The organism is uncultured Megasphaera sp. (assembly GCF_900539295.1).
GTDB lineage: Bacteria > Bacillota > Negativicutes > Veillonellales > Megasphaeraceae > Megasphaera.
Window position 1 is genome coordinate 1 of record NZ_UQBH01000004.1, and the last position, 15,264, is coordinate 15,264.

Annotated in this window: 18 protein-coding genes; 6 read left to right on the top strand and 12 right to left on the bottom strand. The window is 51.2% G+C overall.

The window, feature by feature from the left end:
* From QZQ46_RS01900 to QZQ46_RS01910, 3 genes are all read left to right on the top strand, one after another.
* Window positions 1-1,309: ATP-binding protein (locus tag QZQ46_RS01900; protein ID WP_296826276.1), on the top strand; the 1,309-nt coding region annotated here is incomplete at its 5' end.
* An 84-nt stretch (window positions 1,310-1,393) separates the two neighbouring features.
* Complete coding sequence (locus QZQ46_RS01905; RefSeq protein ID WP_296826278.1) at window positions 1,394-2,584, top strand: DUF262 domain-containing protein; 1,191 nt, start codon at window positions 1,394-1,396, stop codon at window positions 2,582-2,584.
* A 39-nt stretch (window positions 2,585-2,623) separates the two neighbouring features.
* Entirely contained in the window at window positions 2,624-2,869 is a 246-nt protein-coding gene (locus QZQ46_RS01910) for a hypothetical protein (RefSeq protein ID WP_296826280.1), read from the top strand.
* 117 nt (window positions 2,870-2,986) lie between these two features.
* On the opposite strand, the gene QZQ46_RS01915 is transcribed toward QZQ46_RS01910, so the two are convergent.
* The 6 genes from QZQ46_RS01915 to QZQ46_RS01940 all read right to left on the bottom strand — a co-directional run bounded on the left by QZQ46_RS01915 (window position 2,987) and on the right by QZQ46_RS01940 (window position 8,391).
* Complete coding sequence (locus tag QZQ46_RS01915; protein WP_296826282.1) at window positions 2,987-3,943, bottom strand: YybS family protein; 957 nt, start codon at window positions 3,941-3,943, stop codon at window positions 2,987-2,989.
* A gap of 84 nt (window positions 3,944-4,027) precedes the next feature.
* The gene (locus QZQ46_RS01920; protein ID WP_065360383.1) at window positions 4,028-5,689 is read right to left on the bottom strand and encodes a ribonuclease J; all 1,662 of its coding nucleotides are present in this window, start codon (window positions 5,687-5,689) and stop codon (window positions 4,028-4,030) included.
* Window positions 5,690-5,894: 205 nt separating this feature from the next.
* Window positions 5,895-6,755, bottom strand: a complete 861-nt coding sequence (locus tag QZQ46_RS01925; RefSeq protein ID WP_296826284.1) for a hypothetical protein — start codon at window positions 6,753-6,755, stop codon at window positions 5,895-5,897.
* Window position 6,756: 1 nt separating this feature from the next.
* Window positions 6,757-7,560, bottom strand: coding sequence for a bifunctional hydroxymethylpyrimidine kinase/phosphomethylpyrimidine kinase (gene thiD / locus QZQ46_RS01930; RefSeq protein ID WP_296826286.1), 804 nt, complete (start codon window positions 7,558-7,560; stop codon window positions 6,757-6,759).
* A 21-nt stretch (window positions 7,561-7,581) separates the two neighbouring features.
* A complete protein-coding gene (locus QZQ46_RS01935) occupies window positions 7,582-8,079 on the bottom strand; it encodes a histidine phosphatase family protein (RefSeq protein WP_296826288.1) in 498 nt (165 codons plus the stop codon).
* Between the two features lie 9 nt (window positions 8,080-8,088).
* Window positions 8,089-8,391, bottom strand: coding sequence for a helix-turn-helix transcriptional regulator (locus QZQ46_RS01940; RefSeq protein WP_296826290.1), 303 nt, complete (start codon window positions 8,389-8,391; stop codon window positions 8,089-8,091).
* A 255-nt stretch (window positions 8,392-8,646) separates the two neighbouring features.
* Here QZQ46_RS01940 and QZQ46_RS01945 point away from each other — a divergent pair, with 255 nt between their 5' ends.
* The gene (locus QZQ46_RS01945; RefSeq protein WP_296826292.1) at window positions 8,647-9,171 is read left to right on the top strand and encodes a nitroreductase family protein; all 525 of its coding nucleotides are present in this window, start codon (window positions 8,647-8,649) and stop codon (window positions 9,169-9,171) included.
* A 14-nt stretch (window positions 9,172-9,185) separates the two neighbouring features.
* On the opposite strand, the gene QZQ46_RS01950 is transcribed toward QZQ46_RS01945, so the two are convergent.
* The 3 genes from QZQ46_RS01950 to QZQ46_RS01960 are packed head-to-tail and all read right to left on the bottom strand — an operon-like array spanning window position 9,186 to window position 11,109.
* Window positions 9,186-9,626 carry a Fur family transcriptional regulator gene (locus QZQ46_RS01950; RefSeq protein WP_296826294.1) on the bottom strand — a complete coding sequence of 147 codons (441 nt, stop codon included), beginning with the start codon at window positions 9,624-9,626 and terminating at the stop codon, window positions 9,186-9,188.
* A complete protein-coding gene (locus tag QZQ46_RS01955) occupies window positions 9,623-10,441 on the bottom strand; it encodes a metal ABC transporter permease (protein WP_296826296.1) in 819 nt (272 codons plus the stop codon). Before QZQ46_RS01955 ends, QZQ46_RS01950 begins: the two co-directional genes overlap by 4 nt.
* Window positions 10,441-11,109: a metal ABC transporter ATP-binding protein gene (locus tag QZQ46_RS01960; RefSeq protein ID WP_296826299.1), complete on the bottom strand. Its 669-nt coding sequence runs from the start codon at window positions 11,107-11,109 to the stop codon at window positions 10,441-10,443. Before QZQ46_RS01960 ends, QZQ46_RS01955 begins: the two co-directional genes overlap by 1 nt.
* Before the next feature lie 132 nt (window positions 11,110-11,241).
* Here QZQ46_RS01960 and QZQ46_RS01965 point away from each other — a divergent pair, with 132 nt between their 5' ends.
* Together QZQ46_RS01965 and QZQ46_RS01970 are read left to right on the top strand one after the other, a co-directional pair.
* Window positions 11,242-12,168, top strand: a complete 927-nt coding sequence (locus QZQ46_RS01965) for a metal ABC transporter substrate-binding protein (protein ID WP_296826301.1) — start codon at window positions 11,242-11,244, stop codon at window positions 12,166-12,168.
* A gap of 45 nt (window positions 12,169-12,213) precedes the next feature.
* Window positions 12,214-12,939: an HAD family hydrolase gene (locus tag QZQ46_RS01970; protein WP_296826303.1), complete on the top strand. Its 726-nt coding sequence runs from the start codon at window positions 12,214-12,216 to the stop codon at window positions 12,937-12,939.
* A gap of 106 nt (window positions 12,940-13,045) precedes the next feature.
* Here the strand turns inward: QZQ46_RS01970 and QZQ46_RS01975 are convergent, their stop codons facing one another.
* Genes QZQ46_RS01975 through QZQ46_RS01985 form a run of 3 tightly spaced genes read right to left on the bottom strand, consistent with a single transcriptional unit; the run spans window position 13,046 to window position 15,260 of the window.
* A complete protein-coding gene (locus QZQ46_RS01975) occupies window positions 13,046-13,810 on the bottom strand; it encodes an amino acid ABC transporter ATP-binding protein (protein ID WP_296826306.1) in 765 nt (254 codons plus the stop codon).
* A 13-nt stretch (window positions 13,811-13,823) separates the two neighbouring features.
* On the bottom strand, window positions 13,824-14,528 hold the full coding sequence (locus QZQ46_RS01980) for an amino acid ABC transporter permease (RefSeq protein ID WP_296826308.1): 705 nt from the start codon (window positions 14,526-14,528) through the stop codon (window positions 13,824-13,826).
* Window positions 14,529-15,260, bottom strand: coding sequence for an amino acid ABC transporter permease (locus QZQ46_RS01985; RefSeq protein WP_296826310.1), 732 nt, complete (start codon window positions 15,258-15,260; stop codon window positions 14,529-14,531).
* Window positions 15,261-15,264: the final 4 nt, after the last annotated feature.

Here is a 15,264-nt window from a genome sequence, read left to right on the forward strand (position 1 = left end):
AGTGGAAGAATGGGCGGATAAATCCCTGCACACGGTAGATCTGCCCGACCCTGACAGACTCATTAAGGAGTTCTGGGACATCGTCAATAACCCCAATAAGACCAGCGTTAATGTGCTGTCCTCCAAGGACGTATTTGTCCAGGAGGTGGATGGCAACCATATTGTGGTCATCAATGTTCCCCGTGCAGAGCGCTCTTATAAGCCGGTTTATGTAGATGGTAACCCTCTCTGCACCTATCGCCGCAACGGAGAGGGTGACTACCGCTGCACCAAGGAAGAATATCAGGCCATGGTGCGCGATGCATCGGTAAAGACGCAGGATATGCTGGTTCTGAACGAGATGGACTTGACAGTGTTCAATCAGGAGAGCGTCCGCAGCTATCGCCAGAGGATGCGCCTCTCCCGTCCCGGCCATGTGTGGGAAGCCTTGGAGGATGAAGATTTCCTCCTGAAGCTGGGTGCCGTGGGCATCGGCTCTGATGGGAAAAAGCATCCCACTTCTGCCGGACTTCTCATGTTCGGCAACGAATACGATATTGTGCGGGAATTCAACGCTTACTTTCTGGACTATCAGGAACAGTATGACGCTGATACCCGTTGGACTGACCGTATCATCTCCTCCTCCGGAGACTGGAGCGGCAATGTGTATGACTTCTATTTCCGGGTCTACAACAAGCTGATTCAGGATATTAAGGTGCCCTTCAAAATGGACGGTGGTACCCGTATAGATGATACCCCAGTGCATCAGGCACTGCGTGAAGCACTGGCCAACTGTTTGGTGAATGCCGATTATTACGGCAGACAGGGGTTGGTCATCGTCAAAAAGCGTAACAGCATTACGATGTCTAATCCGGGCAGCTTCCGCATCGAAATTGATGCCGCAAAAAGCGGTGGTGTTTCTGATCCGCGGAACGGAACGATGCTGAAGATGTTCAACCTGATTGATATTGGTGAGCGTGCTGGTAGCGGCATTCCGAATATCTTCCGCGTCTGGCGCGAGCAAAATTGGACAACTCCGGAGATTACAGAGCAACTGGAGCCAGAGCGGACAATTTTATCGCTCGCCTTTGAAAAGGCAAGCGATAAAAAGCAAGCGATAAAAGCAAGCAATTCCACAATTTACAGCAGGCAAAAACAATCCGTCATCGAATACTTGACCCACGAGATTCAAGCGGATTGTAAAACGATTGCGGATCTGTTGGAGATCAGCAGTCCTCGTGCCAGAGCAGTGCTTACAAAAATGGTGAAAGAAGAAATCATTATTACCGAAGGCGGCAACCGCAATAGAACATACAAATTGAAATCCTAAGTGTCCACTATAACGGACACCACTTATGGTAGACTTTTAGAGAGAAATTGCAGCAAGCAAAATGAAGTTTTCCGGAGGTTCCGTATGGGAAATGAATTGTTCAAGAATATCCCCAGTAAAGTAGGAGATTTGGTCAAGGATGTGCGCAATGGTCGTATCGGTTTACCTGATCTTCAGCGTCCGTTTGTTTGGAAAGATAATAAAGTCCGTGAACTTTTTGACTCCATGCTCAAAGGGTATCCTATTGGCTACATTATGCTTTGGGAGTCTCCGGCGGATTACGAAAGCAAAAAGAGTACAATCGGTGATAACTCAAAGACTTACGAAGAACCCAAAGAACTTGTCATTGATGGACAGCAGCGACTGACCGCCCTTGTTGCAGCTATGTTTGCTGTTAAGGTGAAAGACAAGAACTTTGCAGATCGTGAGATCAAAATCTCCTATAATCCGCTGACTCGTGAATTTGCCGTATGGTCTCAGGCATATGAAAAGGACACTGAGTGGATCAGCCGCATCAGTGATGTTTTTCTGGCAAAAGAGGATAATTCCATCAGTTCTCTGCGGCGTCATTTTATCAGGGAGGCTAACGAAGGCCGTAGTAAGAAGGAATTTCCGCTGTTAACAGACGAGGAAGAAGATAGAATCGAAGATAGCATCAATGCTCTACTGAATCTGTCCGATTATTCTCTGCCTACTTTGGAGATTAGCTATAACGCAGATGAGGAAAATGTCGCAGATATTTTTGTCCGGGTCAACTCTGGTGGTCAGAGCTTGACGGAGAATAACTTCATCCAGACACTGATCTCTGTTTATGAGAACGAAACCAGCGATAAGATTAATACGTTTGCGGCAGCGTCCAGAATCCCAGCTGCCAATACCTCATACAACACGCTTTTGGCAATCGAGCCTTCTCATCTGATTCGCATGGCCGTCGGTTTCGGCTTTAAACGTGCTCGGCTGAAATATGCCTATATGCTGTTGCGAGGCAAGAATCTGGAAACCGGAAAGTTCTCCGATGAGGGCATTATTGACATTGGTCACCAGCGTCGCCCGCTGGACGGCCGTCATGCCCTTGGCGACTTCTTCCATATTATCGATTTCAATATCACAAAAAACGGGAACGGCGGCCAGGGAATTCAGCTTCTGCCGTTCCGTATCGGTAATGTCTTCAAAGTAAAGGATGAGGTAGTTATCGTCTTCCGCCGCTTCCGTCTGCAGGTATTTATAGACGACGCGGTAGTACCGTTCCCCAATATGTTCAAAGAAGTAACCTGATTTCCCCCAAAATTTATCAACTTTCAAATTGGGCATGATATGATCCAGCTTCTGATCATTGTCGATATCGCCTACCCAATCGCGAAAAACACTGTTGGCCCAGCAGAGATTCGACTGCATATCGATAATGGCAATACCGATCGGCAGGTTTTGTACAGCATAGGTCGATGCCTGATCGACACTGCGCGAAATGGCATCGAAAAACTGACTTATTTCTCGGCTGCGCTCATTGTGATTCTTGCGGGTCAGGACATAGGCGCCGCCGATGAGGATGACGCCCAGTAAGGCAACGATCCAATTATAGACGGCAATGACAAGAATCAGCAAGACAGCAATCAGGAAAAAAGGTCCGTCAGACCGTCTTGACAGCAAATTTTTAAACATGGTTCCGCCCCCTGCACACTAACGCGTGTAATCTTTTTTTCTATAGTTCGCAAGCATGTCGAAGATGCCGGCCACAAAGGCCGCATACGAAAAAACAGGCATGACAAAAAACAAGATGAGGATCAGGGCCTGCCGGCCATTTCCCAATTGAAAACGGCGGCTGATGAGGTACAAAATAAGGGCAATCCCCTGAACACAAAGAAAAAAGTAGGCAATCTGAGAGAGATTCATACCGATGATATTCAGCCAGTCGATCTCCCGGGTAACGCCCCAATACTTCATGACCAAGGCCAATATATATAAGTATATCATACAACGAGGCATTTCCCAATAACGAATAGGCAAAAAGGACTGGACCGAAAAGCCCAGGCGCCGCAGGATAACTTGGGAAAAGGCGATGTGAATATAGGCCATGATAAGCATGCCCAAGGCAAAGAACATGGGCAGGAGAGACGGCAGCAATTCCCGCACCTGCGCCAGTTGGGCCATGGATTCCGTCATTTGGACATCGGACATCCCTTGTGACTTATACTGAGCCGCCATGGTATCCATGAGCTGCGTAAAGAAGTCGTTGAGCTGGGTAAAGATGTTGATATCCATCACGACGTAAGCCAACAGGCACGTAAGGGCAAAGGCTCCGGCCAGCACGACGGCGACCGTTCCCAAGAGGCGCACAGCCGGCCATTCATGGCGAAAGCCAATTCCCAAAGCAAGGCCTACAGAGCCGAAGATAATGAGCTGATAGAGCGCTGTAATCGGATCGATAAACACGCTCATAAGGGCACCGACGGTGACGCCGAGCAGCAGGGCATAACGCAGGCCGTACTTCATAAAAATAATCGTCATCGGCACGGGCATGATGAAGTAGCCAAAAAAAGAAAAAACAGGTACATATGTACTTAGAAGCGCAAAAACCAGCATTATGGCGGCAAAGCAACCGGCCGTCGTCAGCGGCGTAACACGCTTCTGCTCCATAAAATTTCCCCCTTCCGGTAAAAACTGCGAAACAGCGGAGACAAGAGATGCCTCCGCTGTCACAGTACAACTATATTTCACGTTTTATACTTCCATAATAATCGGTAAAATCATCGGGCGGCGCCGCGTCTTTTCATAGAGATACCGACTGAGGGTATCGCGTACTTGAGACTTGATGACAGCCCATTCGCGAATGTTGCCGGCTTCACAGCGTTCGAGAACGGCTGCTACCCGGTCATGAGCTTCGCGAATCAGTTCTTCAGAGTCGCGGACATAGACGAAGCCGCGGGATACGATATCCGGGCCGGCCAAAGGATGGCTCGTACCCTTAGCCAAGGTCATGACGACGATGACCACGCCTTCCATAGCCAGCTGCTGGCGGTCGCGGATGACGATGTTGCCGACGTCGCCGACACCGAGGCCGTCGACGAAGACGCGGCCGGCATTGACATGGCCCGTCTTATGGCCGGAGCGATTGGAAAACTCAAAAATCTGTCCATTGTCGCCAATGAGGACGTGATCTTTGTCGACGCCCATCATGACAGCTAAGTCGCCGTGAGTCCGGAGCATGCGGTATTCACCGTGGATAGGGACGAAATAGTTCGGCTTAATCAAGCCCAGCATGAGCTTCAGTTCTTCCTGGCTGGCATGGCCGGATACGTGAATTTTCTTATCCCGGCCGGCGATGACATTGGCACCGAGGCGCATGAGGTTGTCGATGGTACGGCCGACACCGGTTTCGTTGCCGGGAATCGGCGTTGCCGAAATGATGACCGTATCGCCGGGCATGATGCTGACGCTGCGGTGGTTATTGGATGCCATACGGGACAACCCGGCCATCGGTTCGCCCTGGCTGCCCGTCGTCAGGATGAGGACCTGATCGGCCGGATAACGGTTGAGCTCATCCGGTTCGATGAGGACGCCTTCGGGCACATCGAGGTAGCCCAGTTCAATGGCAACCTGAACGTTGTTGACCATGCTGCGGCCGAGAACGGTTACCTTGCGCTTGAATTGGATGGCCGTATTGATAGCCTGTTGGATACGGGAAATGTTCGAGGCGAAGGTCGCCAGGATAATACGACCCTTAGCTGCGCGGAAGGCCTTGCGGAAGGCATGGCCGACAGTCGTTTCCGATTCAGTGTACCCCGGCCGTTCAGCATTGGTACTGTCCGACATCAGGAGCAGTACGCCGCGGCGTCCTAATTCTGCAAATTTGTGCATGTCCATCTGTTTCCCGTCGACCGGGGTCATATCGACTTTAAAGTCCCCCGTGTGGACAATCGTTCCGACAGGGGTACGGAAATAAAGGGCACTGGCATCAGGAATGGAGTGATTGGTGTGGATAAAGCCGACTTTCATGCAGCCGATCTGTACTTCGTCACCATGATGAACTTCATTCAGCGTGTAATTCGTAATGTGATTTTCTTTGAGCTTCCCTTCAATGAGGCCGCATACTAATTTCGTTGCGTACACGGGCACGTTTACTTCATTGAGCAAATAGGACAGGCCGCCGATATGGTCTTCATGACCGTGGGTAATGACGACAGCCCGTACTTTGTCCCGGTTTTCAATCAAGTAACTCATGTCCGGAATGACGAGGTCGATGCCGAACATATCGTCATCAGGGAAGGCCAGACCGGCATCGATGACGATAATATCGTTTCCGTACTGGATAACCGTCATGTTCTTGCCGATTTCTCCTAAGCCCCCTAAGGGAATTACCATGAGTTTTTCTTTTTTAGCCAAAATATACCTCCTAAAAATAAATATAGTTGTATCCGTTCCAACCGGAGCCCCCTATCGGAGCTACAGGTCTATCCTATATGAAGATATAACGAACAGTATTGGAAATAATTCCTTCTACCATATTTTCCGTTATTTCCGGGACGCTGTCAACAATTCAGCTTATTTTTTTTGAATAATCCTTCAATCTTACACAAAAATTTTACATTTACTTTTCTGCTTTAGCCGTTTTTATAATATTTTCCGGAACGGTCAGCTGCGCTCCCTCGGGCAGGGCCGTATAATCAACGGTCAAATTGACTTCGCTCATTTTAATGAAGGACTGCGATACGGCTTTTTCAGCGTCATTGCGTCCGAATTCATCGACTAAGGTCAAGGCCAGGCTGCGGAGCTGGTCGGTCAAAGGCAGGCTGATGCGGGAAATGCGCTTCGTCGAAGGATCGATGGTAACGACAGTCTGAACGTCGCCGACTTTCTGCAGGCCCTGAAGGACTTTGGCCAAGACGCGGATCTGTTCATCGGTCATGCCTTCCTTCTTCCAATTGGCTTCATCCGAGGCCGTATAGATGCGGGATGCATCAAAGACGACATGATAGTCGTTGCCGCCGGCACGGGTCACCGATTTTACGCCGGCAAGGACGTTGTGGTCGCTGGTTAAATAACTGGAAATGGGTTTAGAATCCTTTAAGTCATAGCTTTTCTTCATCCATTGGCCGTCTTTTTCCTGGCCCATATAGTAGACGTCGAATTTTTTCCCGTTCTGGACGCCATAAGCCTTGTTCTGAGGAATATTATCCATGGCCTGGGCAGCAAAGCCTTCGGTCTTTACTTGCGATTCGACGACAAAAGGCCGTTCCTGGATATTGATCTGATTAATGACGGCGCCGTCACCGACGAAGGGCATCTTGATTCCTAAGGTCAGGGTATAAGCCCCCTGGGGATGGGCCGCCATATTGCGGGCCGCTTCTTCATACGTATCCTGAGGCGTTGCTGCCAAAGCGGCGCCGCCAATAGAAGCTGCCGTCATGACCAGGCAGCAGGTCTTTTTCAAAGAATATGTGATGTTCATATCAATTCACACCTGCTTTCTTATATAATTCATAGAAATGATGGATCGGACCATGGCCTTTGCCAATGGGCTCTGCATGGGCGATCCCTTCAAAGACATAAGTTTTAGCAGCCTGGACGGCATCGGATAAGGTCATGCCGTTGGCTAAATTGGAGGCAATGGCACTCGACAGGGAACAGCCCGTGCCATGAGTGCTCGTGCTTTCAATGCGTTTTCCCTTATAATAATGGAATTCCTTGCCGTCGAACAAGACATCCGTCGCATCGGCAATGCGGTGGCCGCCTTTTACCAAAACGGCCTTGGCTCCCATGGCAGCAATGGCTTTCGCAGCCTCTTCCATATCCTGGAAGCTTTCAATTTTCCGGCCGGTCAGGACTTCCGCTTCCGGCAGATTCGGCGTCAGCACATCAGCCAAAGGCAGCAAGACGTCCTTTAAGGTCTGTTCGGCTTCCGGCGCCAGCAGGCGATGGCCGCTGGTAGCTACCATGACCGGGTCGACGACGACAAAGGCCGGACGGTACTGTTTTAATTTTTCGGCAATGACTCGAATCGTTTCGGGTACGCTGACCATGCCGATTTTAACGGCGTCGACGTCGATATCTTCAAATACGGCATCGATCTGAGAGGCAATGAGTTCCGGCGTAACGTCCATATAGCCGCGAACGCCCTGAGTGTTCTGCGAAACAACGGCCGTAATGACATTCAAGGCAAAACAGCCGTGGGCACAAAAGGTCTTGCAGTCAGCAGCTGCACCGGCCCCGCCGGACGGATCGGTACCGGCTATAGACAATACATGTTTCATCATGGATAAAACCTCCAACCATCGTTATTTATTACGAGACGCTTCCCAAAATTTAAGTGCTTTGGGATGGACATAAAAAAGCAAGGATGCCGAACCGATTCGCCCGCCATGGACGTCAAAGTCCAAAAGAGCCATACTGCCGGTCTTGAAGTCGACGGCCGTTCCCGTCCAAGCCTGAACCCAGCGGTCGAGGAAGGGTGAATGGCCGACGATACAGACGACGTCTGATTTCTCCTGACTAAGGATTTGGTCGTATACGGCGACCAGATCTCCCGAAGCCAGGGCTTCATGGGTATGGAACTGCGCAATGGGCAGCTCCTGTTCCAAATAAGATGCGGTCTGGCAGGTCCGTACATAGGGGCTGACCCAGAGAGCCGTTTTCCCCTCCGGCCACCATGAGGATGCCCATTGGGCCATGGATGCCGCCTGCCAGCACCCCTTATCCGTCAATTCCCGCAGTTTATCCGGCTTTTTCAAAGAAAAAGGCTGTGCCTTTCCGTGGCGCATTACACAAAGATACATAGGCCCCCCTTATTCGGCGACGTGCTCCAACCCGACGTTGAGCAGCGTAAATACGTGGGCATCGGCCAATGAGTACTGTACGTTCTTTCCGTCCCTCCGAAACTGAACCAAGCGGGCATCCCGCAAAATCCGCAGTTGATGAGATACGGCTGATTGCCCCATGCCAAGTTCTTCAGAAATACAGCGAACGCAGACTTCTCCATCCATGAGAAGGCGTAAAATACGAAGCCGCGTCGGATCGCCCAACACTTTGAAAACATCGGCCAACGGCTGAATATACTCCTGTGAAAGCTTCGGTGCTTGTGGTTTCAATGCAATCGCTCCTAGATACTATCTTCATCACTATCTAATCGTTTTATTATAGCATATTTTTCCATCAAATCGCCAGTAATGGCGAAAGATATAAGATATCGCCGCCGGAGACTTGCCGACGGGAAAAAAGATTCCTTTTTTGTCTCATCTCTGCTCTTTTTCCGCTGGGAGCAATCCCCTATAATGAGGCTGATACATATTCACGGCGGTGAGCCTCCGAAATCGGCTTGCCGCAGCAGTTCAAGGAGTGATTTTATGAATGAAACGATTCGCACCCTCACAACACGGAGAAGTGTCCGCAGATACAAAAAAGCCCAAGTCTGCGATGAAGACCTCCATCTTATTCTCCAAGCCGGAATGAACGCCGCCAGTGCCAACGGAATTGAACCCTGTACGATCGTCGTCGTCCAAGACACGGACACCTTAGCCCGCCTGACGGCGATGAACGCAAAAATAAAAGGAACCGATTCGGACCCCTTGTACGGGGCTCCGACAGCGCTGGTCGTCTTGGCCGATATGAAAAAATCCCCCAACGCCTGGTCCGACGGCTGCCTTATTTTAGGCAATCTCATGAATGCTGCCGCAGCGCTTCATCTCGGTTCCTGCTGGATAAACAGGGCTAAGGAAGAATTTGAGCTCCCTGAAGGAAAGGCTCTTCTCCGTGAATGGGGACTTCCGGAGCACCTGACAGGCGTCGGCCACTGCATCGTCGGCTACGGTGACGGCCCTGAACCGGCTGCACCCCCGCGCAAAGACAATTTCATCAAGTTTATCCGCTGATACAGCGAAAGCTCCTACCGTTCCGGCGGCGGGAGCTTCTTTTTGCAAGTCGGGCAGTACCCGTAAAGTTCCAAATTATGGCTGACGATATCGAAATTGGTCTGCTTAGCGACGTCCCGTTCGTAATCATGGAGCGGGCAGTGAGATAAGTCCACGATCTTATGGCACTGTAAACAGATTAAACGATGGGTATGGCCCGGACGGCGCAGAGAAAAGCCGTATTTTCCTTCATCCGGAAGAAAGACTTTTTCCGTCAAGGCCCGCTTGGTAAACATTTCCAAGATGCGATAGACCGTGGAAAAGCTGACCTTATCCCCGCCTTCGAGGAGCTCCGTGTAAACGGCTTCAACGGTGACGACGCTTTCTTGACGGCTTAAGATGGCAAGGACGCCGTTGCGGGCCTTGGTGCTCTTCAGACCGTATCGGCGCAGACAATCTTTGTAAGAATCACTCATGACTGACGCCTCTTTTCTCTAAATGACAGGATTCCTTCTTTATAGATGATGACCAGGACCAAGACGGCGACGGCTGTCAGGGCCGTGACCCCGCCGGGAGCGGCATCGATATAGTACGACAGGAAGAGGCCCGACAAGATGTCGATGAAACTGAATAAGACAGAGTACATCAAGGTCTGACGGAAGCCTTTCCGCAGCTGCAGAGCTGCCGCTACCGGCAGGGCGATGAGGGAGCTGATGACCAGAATGCCGACGATGCGGATGGATACGGAAATCGTCGCCGCTACCAGGACGGAAAAAATATAATTGACGAGTTTACTGTGAACGCCGGCGATTTGAGCCCCGTCTTCATCAAAGGTCAGCATGACCAGCTGAGGATAGAGCTTGGCAATGAGGGCCATGGAAACGACGCTGAGGGCGATGACGGCGTAGACATCATCCGTCGAGACCGTGAGGATGCTGCCGAACAAGAAGGATTCCACATTAGTGTGAACCAGGCCGGCACTGATGATGGTAATGGCAAGACCCACGGACAGGGATAAGATGATGACCAGGATGAGTTCGGCGTAGCGCCTGAAACGGCTGCGCAAGACTTCGATGAGGATGCCGAAAAAGCTGGTCAGGCCAAAGGCGCCGAGAACGGGATTCCAATCGAGGAGCAGGCCGACGGCAACACCGGCCAGGGACGCATGGGATAAGGCGTCGCCAATCATGGAGTAGCGGCGCAGGACGAGAAAGATGCCGATGAGGGGGCAGACGATAGAAATGAGGATGGCCACGATAAAGGCATTTTGCATAAAGGCATATTCAAACATCAGTGTTCCCCTCCCATCGTAACCGACATATATTCATCGAGATAGGCCTTGGGCGAGCAGAAATGGCCGCAGCCGCTGACGACGTGAAAGAGCTTCGTCGAGTTGCGAACGGCAAATTTCAAGTTGTGCTCTACCGTAATGACCGTAATCCCTTTATTCTCATTTAAATCCTTAATAAAGGGGTACAGTTCTTCCTGACTGCGGACGTCGATACCCGTCGACGGTTCGTCAAAGATGAGCAAATCCGGGTCACCCATGAGAGCCCTGGCAATGAGGACTTTCTGGCACTGGCCGCCGGATAAGCTGCCGATGAGTTGGTCTTTTAAATCATAGACTCCCATCTGTTCCAGGCAGGTCCGGATGAGGCCCTTGTCCTTCAAATGGAGGACCTGACGGTAACAGTTGAGCACTTCCCAAACGGTGATGGGAAATTGACTGTTCAAGGTTTCAAAGCGCTGGGGCACATAGGCCCGATGGCGGTAGGTATTGGAAATGACACCGCGGCTCGGCACGAGGAGCCCCAAGATGAGTTTAATCAAAGTACTCTTGCCGCTGCCGTTTTCACCGACGACAGAAATGTAGTCGCCGTTACGAATGGTCATATTGATATCTTCCAGCAAATACTCGCCGTGTTCATAGGAGAAGTAAACGTGCTGTAAATCGATCATAACTGCCTCCACTCTCATAAAATTATCGGTAGTTTATTATATCCCGACGCAAACGAAAATGCAAGGCATTTGCAAGTAATTGACAAAAAAAGGCGTCCGTGATACGATGAACGCCATAGGAGGTCGGTATCTATGTCATCACATCACCCTGGTCGCCTCGGGCGGCTCATACTGCTTTTCGCCGCTGCCCTGAGCCTGCTGATCCTGGCTGGCTGCGGTACTACAGCCGATACGCCGGACGACGGAAAACTAAAGGTCGCCGTCACTTTTGACGCTTTAAAAGAATTCACCCAAGCCGTCGGCGGCGATAAAGTCGATGTCTACACTCTCATTCCCGACGGGACAGAGCCTCATGAATTTCAGCCAACGACGAAGACCATCAAGCGCCTCGGCCAATCGCAGCTCTTCGTCTACAACGGCCTGGGCATGGAACCGTGGGCGAATAAGGTCGTCGACGCCGCCAAAAACACGTCTCTTCATACCGTGAACGCCTCGAAGGGCATTACGCCCATTAAACTCACCGATGAAGAAGAGGTACACGATCACGGCGACTACGATCCTCACATCTGGCTCAGCCTGATCAATGCCCAGCAGGAAGTTACCAACATTGCCGACGCCTTATCCGAGGCCGACCCGGTAAACAAAGCCTACTATCAACAGAACGCCGAAAAGTATAACCGTCAGCTCCAAGCCCTGCAGGACGAATATGCCGGCAAATTCGCCAAGGCCCCCCGCAAAGATTTTGTCACAGGCCACGCGGCCTTTGCCTACTTATGCCGCGACTTCGGACTGACCCAGCAGAGCGTCGAGTCCGTCTTTTCCAGCGGTGAGCCCAGTGCAAGGCAATTGGCACGGCTCGCCGACTACTGCCGGGCGCACAACGTAAAGACCATCTTCGTCGAAGACATGGTAAGTCCCGAAACGTCAGAAACCCTGGCCCGCGAAGTCGGTGCCCGCGTCGAAACGATTCACACCATGGAAACCAGTGAAGACGGCAAATCTTACGTCGACCGCATGCGGGACAACTTGGAAAAGATTTATCAAAGCAGCCTGACCTAACGAGGCCGCGCAAAATGGAAAGCTAAACAGCACAGGAGGCTCTCAATGACAACCACAAAATACAGCGCCGTTATTTTCGATATGGACGGCACCGTCCTCAACACCTTAGATGACCTGACCGATGCCTTAAACTATGCCTTAGAAAAGGCCGGTCATAAACACGATTACACCACAGCCGATGTAAGGAACTTTTTCGGAAGCGGCGTCACCGTCGCCATTACCCGGACCTTAGCCATCGAAAAAGGCCTCGCCTCGTATGACGAACTCGAAGCCGTCGGTCAACCCGGCGACAAAATCACGCCCCAACTCGACAGTCAGGAAATCGTCCGCATTCAGGATATTTACAAGCCCTATTACTCCGCCCACTGCGCCGTGAAGACCGGTGAATATGCCGGCATCAGTACCATGATCCGCAGCCTCCGCGAAAAAGGCATCAAGGTCGCCGTCGTATCGAATAAGCCGGACCCGGCCGTACAAAGCCTGGCAGCCGACTATTTTCCGGACCTCTTCGACAAGGTCCTCGGCGAACAGCCGGACATTCGCCGCAAGCCGGCACCGGACATGGTCAAAAAGGCCCTCGCTGATCTTTCCGTCGCGCCGGAACAGGCCGTATACGTCGGGGACTCTGAAATCGACATCCAAACGGCTGACAACGCCGGCCTCGACTGCATCAGTGTCACCTGGGGCTTTCGCCCGGCAGAGTTTCTGAAGCGCCACGGCGCCAAGATTCTCGTCGACGCACCGGAAGAAATCATCTCTATCGTCGGCTAAAAACAGTCCAAAGATACACGTCCAAAAAAGACGATCCTATCCTCCTCCCCTTGAAGGGGTGACAGAGGGATACGATCGTCTTTTTTAATTCTTTCTATTCAATTTTTCAGTCTAATTCCGGTGCATCGAAGGCCGTACAGAAAATGCGGTGCAGGAACTGCTTGGTCCTCGCTTCTTTCGGATGGCGGAAGATATCTTCCGACGAGCCTTCTTCGACGATGACGCCGCCATCCATAAAGATGACATGAGTCGCCACGTCGGCGGCAAATTTCATTTCATGGGTGACGACGATCATCGTCGTCCCGGCTTTAGCCAAATCACGCATGACCTTCAGCACATCACCGACCAGTTCCGGGTCGAGGGCCGACGTCGGTTCGTCAAACAAGATGACGTCGGGATTGACGGCGATAGCCCGGGCGATGCCGACACGCTGCTGCTGGCCGCCGGATAACTGAGCCGGATAGTAGTCGGCCCGGTCGATCATGCCGACCCGCTGTAAGGCATCCCGTGCCGTCTGTTCGGCTTCGGCCTTGGGGATGCCGCGGCCCGTCGTCAGGCCGAGCATGACGTTTTCTAAAACGGTCTTATTGGCAAACAGATTGTAGCCCTGGAAAACGAAGGCCGTCTTCTTGCGAACAGCGGCAATTTCCTTATCGGAAGGCTTGCTCAAATCGATGTTCATGTCGGCAAATTCCATCTGACCGGCATCGGCCCGTTCTAAAAAGTTAAGACACCGCAGGAAGGTCGTCTTTCCCGAGCCGCTCGGGCCCAAGATGACGACGACATCTCCCTTGTCGATTTCCATATTCAAGTCTTTTAAGACCTCTACGCCGCCAAACTTTTTACGGACGTTTTTAATAGACATTAACATAGGTATTATCTCCTTACACGGCACGGAAGGCGCCGACTCGTTTTTCGGCTATGCGGTAAACGATTTGGACAATCGTGCAGACAATGATGTAAACGACGAAGACGTCCAAATAAGCTTCGATATAATTGTAGCCGTAAGATGCGGCAATCTTCCCGATGGCCAATACGTCTTTGACGGTCATCAAGAAGGCCAGGGATGTCCCCTTGATTAAATTGACCGTAATGTTGCTCACCGCTGGCAAGGCGACGACCATGGCCTGGGGGATGATAATCTGGCGATAAGTCTGCCACTCTGACAGGCCGATGGATACGCCGGCTTCCATCTGTCCCTTATCGATACTCATCAGAGCCGAACGGAATACCTCGGCCAACAGGGCGATGGTATTGAGAGAAAAGACGATGACGGCATACCAGAAGGGGTTGACGCTTTCAAAGATATTGAAGGACGAACCCATGGATTTCAGGGCAAAGTTTAGGAAGCTAGGCAATAAACTGTACATCAAAAGGATCTGCAGAACCAAAGGCGTCCCGCGGACAAAGGAGATGTAAAATCGCGTAATTCCCGTCCCCAACTTATTCCCTCTCAGGCGAATGACGGCCATATAAAAAGAGATAGGCAGGGCGATGAGCAGCGACAGGGCCGTCAGCCCTAAGGTAACGCCGATACCGTCCCAAACCTTATAAAAGGTTTCAATCATAAAACCATAATCGAGTTCCATTTACTGCTCACCTCCTCCCGCCCGGGCGTGGCCTAAATGAACGCCCTTATCGAGGCTGCCTTCGAGGAGGGCAAAGCCTTTTTCAACGATAAGGGTCATGATCCAGTAAATGATCATGCAGGCCAAATAAATTTCAATACTATAGGCTCCAAAATTTTGGGCGATAATTAAATTTCCCTTACCGATCAGGTCGATGAGGCCAATCGTATAGGCTAAGGCTCCTTCCTTCAGCAGGTTAATAGTTGAATTGCCAAAGTTCGGCAGGGCAATCAAAGCCGCCTGAGGCAGGAGGACCTGGTAAAAGGTCTGGAACGGCGTCATGCCGATGCTGACCCCGGCTTCATACTGCCCTTTGGGCACGGCTTCATAAGCGGCCCGAAAGACTTCTGAAATATAGGCCCCGAACAACAGGGTAAAGGTAATGATTGCAAACAGAGCCCGATTCATATCATTAATATCATAATCCGTCATCGATTCTATCAGCTTGGGCAGTCCATAAAAGACAATGAACAGCAGCACGATCGGCGGGGTACACTTCATAATATAAGTGTACCCGTGAGCCAGCCAGCGCAAAACCCGGTGACGGCCGAGTTTGGCCCAGGTCAGGCCCATCCCCAGGAGGGACCCCAATACGATGCTTGAAACGGCTACCAGCAGCGTTACCGATAGATACGACAATAAATCCGGCATAACCGAGAAGATGACAGACGGATTAAATACACGTGTATCCATCAAA

What these genes read in the sequence shown, in the direction of transcription:
- QZQ46_RS01915 (WP_296826282.1), bottom strand. Translation starts at nt 3,943, where the DNA reads ATGGAGCAGAAGCGTGTTACGCCGCTGACGACGGCCGGTTGCTTTGCC.
- QZQ46_RS01945 (WP_296826292.1), top strand. Translation starts at nt 8,647, where the DNA reads ATGAATGAAACGATTCGCACCCTCACAACACGGAGAAGTGTCCGCAGA.
- QZQ46_RS01975 (WP_296826306.1), bottom strand. Translation starts at nt 13,810, where the DNA reads ATGTTAATGTCTATTAAAAACGTCCGTAAAAAGTTTGGCGGCGTAGAG.
- QZQ46_RS01960 (WP_296826299.1), bottom strand. Translation starts at nt 11,109, where the DNA reads ATGATCGATTTACAGCACGTTTACTTCTCCTATGAACACGGCGAGTAT.
- QZQ46_RS01985 (WP_296826310.1), bottom strand. Translation starts at nt 15,260, where the DNA reads ATGGATACACGTGTATTTAATCCGTCTGTCATCTTCTCGGTTATGCCG.
- QZQ46_RS01925 (WP_296826284.1), bottom strand. Translation starts at nt 6,755, where the DNA reads ATGAACATCACATATTCTTTGAAAAAGACCTGCTGCCTGGTCATGACG.
- thiD (WP_296826286.1), bottom strand. Translation starts at nt 7,560, where the DNA reads ATGATGAAACATGTATTGTCTATAGCCGGTACCGATCCGTCCGGCGGG.
- QZQ46_RS01970 (WP_296826303.1), top strand. Translation starts at nt 12,214, where the DNA reads ATGACAACCACAAAATACAGCGCCGTTATTTTCGATATGGACGGCACC.
- QZQ46_RS01980 (WP_296826308.1), bottom strand. Translation starts at nt 14,528, where the DNA reads ATGGAACTCGATTATGGTTTTATGATTGAAACCTTTTATAAGGTTTGG.
- QZQ46_RS01965 (WP_296826301.1), top strand. Translation starts at nt 11,242, where the DNA reads ATGTCATCACATCACCCTGGTCGCCTCGGGCGGCTCATACTGCTTTTC.
- QZQ46_RS01905 (WP_296826278.1), top strand. Translation starts at nt 1,394, where the DNA reads ATGGGAAATGAATTGTTCAAGAATATCCCCAGTAAAGTAGGAGATTTG.
- QZQ46_RS01910 (WP_296826280.1), top strand. Translation starts at nt 2,624, where the DNA reads ATGATCCAGCTTCTGATCATTGTCGATATCGCCTACCCAATCGCGAAA.
- QZQ46_RS01935 (WP_296826288.1), bottom strand. Translation starts at nt 8,079, where the DNA reads ATGTATCTTTGTGTAATGCGCCACGGAAAGGCACAGCCTTTTTCTTTG.
- QZQ46_RS01950 (WP_296826294.1), bottom strand. Translation starts at nt 9,626, where the DNA reads ATGAGTGATTCTTACAAAGATTGTCTGCGCCGATACGGTCTGAAGAGC.
- QZQ46_RS01955 (WP_296826296.1), bottom strand. Translation starts at nt 10,441, where the DNA reads ATGTTTGAATATGCCTTTATGCAAAATGCCTTTATCGTGGCCATCCTC.